Source organism: Rhodococcus sp. EPR-157, assembly GCF_001647195.1.
Lineage (GTDB): Bacteria > Actinomycetota > Actinomycetes > Mycobacteriales > Mycobacteriaceae > Rhodococcoides.
This window is the reverse complement of sequence record NZ_LVCV01000221.1, coordinates 1-2,993: the sequence shown is the minus strand read 5'-3', so window position 1 is coordinate 2,993 and position 2,993 is coordinate 1. Positions and strand designations below refer to the sequence as shown.

General features: G+C 64.8%; 3 protein-coding genes and 1 pseudogene. All 4 read left to right on the top strand.

The window, feature by feature from the left end:
* A partial coding sequence (locus A2J03_RS30985; protein ID WP_068372908.1) for a hypothetical protein occupies nucleotides 1-1,056 on the top strand: 1,056 nt, incomplete at its 5' end.
* Between the two features lie 12 nt (nucleotides 1,057-1,068).
* On the top strand, nucleotides 1,069-1,779 hold the full coding sequence (locus tag A2J03_RS10090) for a DUF998 domain-containing protein (protein WP_156520307.1): 711 nt from the start codon (nucleotides 1,069-1,071) through the stop codon (nucleotides 1,777-1,779).
* Nucleotides 1,776-2,765 carry a glycoside hydrolase family 16 protein gene (locus A2J03_RS10085; protein ID WP_231912477.1) on the top strand — a complete coding sequence of 330 codons (990 nt, stop codon included), beginning with the start codon at nucleotides 1,776-1,778 and terminating at the stop codon, nucleotides 2,763-2,765. The genes A2J03_RS10090 and A2J03_RS10085 overlap by 4 nt, the downstream gene beginning before the upstream one ends.
* 38 nt (nucleotides 2,766-2,803) lie before the next feature.
* Nucleotides 2,804-2,993: pseudogene (locus tag A2J03_RS10080) on the top strand (glycosyltransferase family 2 protein); the annotation flags it as partial.

Here is a 2,993-nt window from a genome sequence, read left to right as displayed (position 1 = left end):
ACCGAGATCGCCCCGGCCACCGGCTACGACGTCGGCGACCGGCTCGCCGAACTGTCTCGCTCCGCCTCGACCGAGGTTCCGGTACGCGCACGACTGGCGGGCGAGTACCTACTGCTGGATCTGTCGCACGGGTTGAGCGACGCTGTGTTGCCCATCGAACTGTTGGCCTTCCTCGCCGATCCCGCGGAGTCGCCCGATCTCCCCGCGTGGGCCACCGCGCGCACTGTCCGCTGTCCGCTGCCACGCGCGCTGGCCAGCTGGATGGTTCACAATCCGATGAAGGTCTTCGACGTTCTGTACGGCAAGTTTCGCAAGGCACCACATTCCGGCCAGTCCCCTGCCTTCCAATCGACTGCCCCCGAACCGATGGACGGGCATCGAATCCCGTGGACCCGATCCCCCGCCGTCGTTGCGGCCACATCGTCTGCCGGCGCGACGAAGGCACTGCGCGCATGGCGCGACGACAATCTTCCCGATGTGTCGGTCACCTCGATCCTGAGCGCCGCCGTTGCGTCGGCGTTCCGCGCGCGCGGCATCGCGACGTCGAACTCGGCGGCGTTCCTGTTCGACTGCAGGCGCTACCTCCGCGGCACCGACGGAGTCGTCCTCGGTAACTTCGCCGTCGGCATCGACTTCGACGGAGTCGATCTCACGAATGCCACCGACGTGCACCGTCATGTCACTCATGCGATAGACAAGGGCCGTCCGCTGGCCGCGGGGGCACTCAGCGCGTTGATGTACTTGCGGACTCGAGCGTCTCTCCCGGTGATCGCGACGGACTCGGCCCCATCGTCGGCCCGCGCGAATCTGACTTTCTCGGACGTCGGCCGCCTCCGCCAGCTCGAATCGATCGCGTGGACGGACGATCCGAGCAGGCGCTCGTTCTACCCACTCAGCGAACCCAGTTTGCCGGAAACCATCGTCGTCACGTCGATGCATCTCCGCGATACGTTCCACGCGTCCGCGTCGTTCCACGACAATTTCTTCGATCGTGACATCGTGCAGTCCGCAATGGACCTCGCGATGAAAGATCCCGTCGCTCTTCTCAGTGCATAGGAGTTTGTCCCCTTGAGTACCCAACTGCAGCAGGTGCGGGCGGCGATACGCGGCAAGACGGCCACCGGGCCCGACGCGTCCTGGTGGTCCCGGGTCGGTTTCTGGGCAGGCGTGTCGGTGATTCAACTCGTCGTGCTGGAATTCGTCGTGTCCGCGACGTGGCGGGGGCTCTACAGCTACCGGACGAACTTCGTCAGTGAACTCGGCGTCGCGTTCTGCGGACCGGCCGGCAACTGGCCCTGCAGCAAGCTGTATGTCCTGATGAACTTCTCGATCGCACTGTTCAACGCTGCACTCGTCGTCGCAGCCCTGGCATGGATGATCACCGGTGTCCTCGACGTTCGGGGCGGAGTGCTGTTGTCGGTCGCGGGGCTCGGCGGCATCGTGGCCGGAACGGTGAACCAGGGCCTGAACTACCAGATCCACTCCTTCGGCGCGATGGTCGTTCTCATCGTCGGATCGCTCGGGATCATCGTCGCCGGAGGCCATCGGACACTCGATCGCACGTCCAAGATCACCGTCACCGCACTCGGCGGCATCGCATTGGCTGCCGCATTGTTCTTCATCAGCGGACACCACTTCGGGATCGGCATCGGCGCAGTCGAACGCATCGCGGTCTACAGCATTCTCGTCGCAACCGTGGTGCTGGCCTTTGCCCACCGCAACACCGCGCGTCGGGTCGCAGCACGTGCCGGCGCCACGAACGACGACCGCCGACGATGACGCATCGCCAGGACTTCGTCGGCAGCGGCGGAGCGAGCAACACGCCTCACACCGTCGAGGTGTCACGGCTGCCCTCACCAGGGCTCGCCCAGCCCAACCCCACCCCGCCCAGTCTCACCCCGCCGCCCAAGCCGAAGCTGTGGCCACGGCTGCTGAGCATCGCGGTCGTCACGGCCACCTGCGCGGTGTCCGGGTTCGTCGCATACCAGCAGTTGTGGCCCACGCCCGAAGATCTCACCGCATCGAAGGTCATGAACGACGGCACAGTCGCCGGCTTCACCGTGTACGACCAGTTCGACGGCGCTGGTGGAACCGAACTCGACTCGGACAAGTGGAGTTACGACACCGGGCAGACCGGCTGGGGCAACAACGAAAAGCAGAACTACACCGATTCTTCGGCGAACTCGTTCCAGGACGGATCGGGAAACATGTCGATCTCGGCACTGAAGACCGCCGACGGGTACACCTCGGCACGTGTGACGACGAGGGGCAAATTCGAGTTCACGTACGGTCGGGTCGAGGCACGCATCAAGATGCCGGCGGGCGCTGGGCTGCACCCTGCGTTCTGGCTTCTCGGCTCCGACATCGATTCGGTGGGGTGGCCGCTCTCGGGTGAGATCGACGTCATCGAGACGCTCAACGATGCGGACAACTACCACACCGGGATTCACGCTCCGCAGGCCGACAGCCTGACGAGCCAGAAGGTTCAGGCGGCCGGATACCCGCCCGTTCTGCTGTCCGACGACTATCACGTCTTCTGGGTCGAGCGATCCCCGAACAAGATCGTCACGGGCATGGACGACAAGGTTTTGAAGACGATCACACCCGACGATCTGACCGGCGGTTCCGAATACTGGGTGTTCGACAAGCCGTTCTACCTTCTGTTCAACGTGGCGGTCGCAGGCGATTGGCCGGGGCCGACGACAGCGGAGACGAAGTTCCCCGCGACCATGTCCGTCGACTGGGTTCGCTACCGAACCGACTGATCTTCCCCTCGTGCTCCACCCGAAAGGACCTACCCCAAGTGTCGAAGCCAGCCGAACTCGAGCCTGCACTGACCAGTTCGCAGCCGCCCGAATGGACCGGCGCCGTCTGGATCGGCGACGTCGACATCGAGGCCGAGATGCCGGACACACTGGCCCTCGCCTGCGCTGACGGGTACACCCGTGCTCGCCTGCTCGTGCGACGCGGGATCGATCCACTCGGCTTCGTGG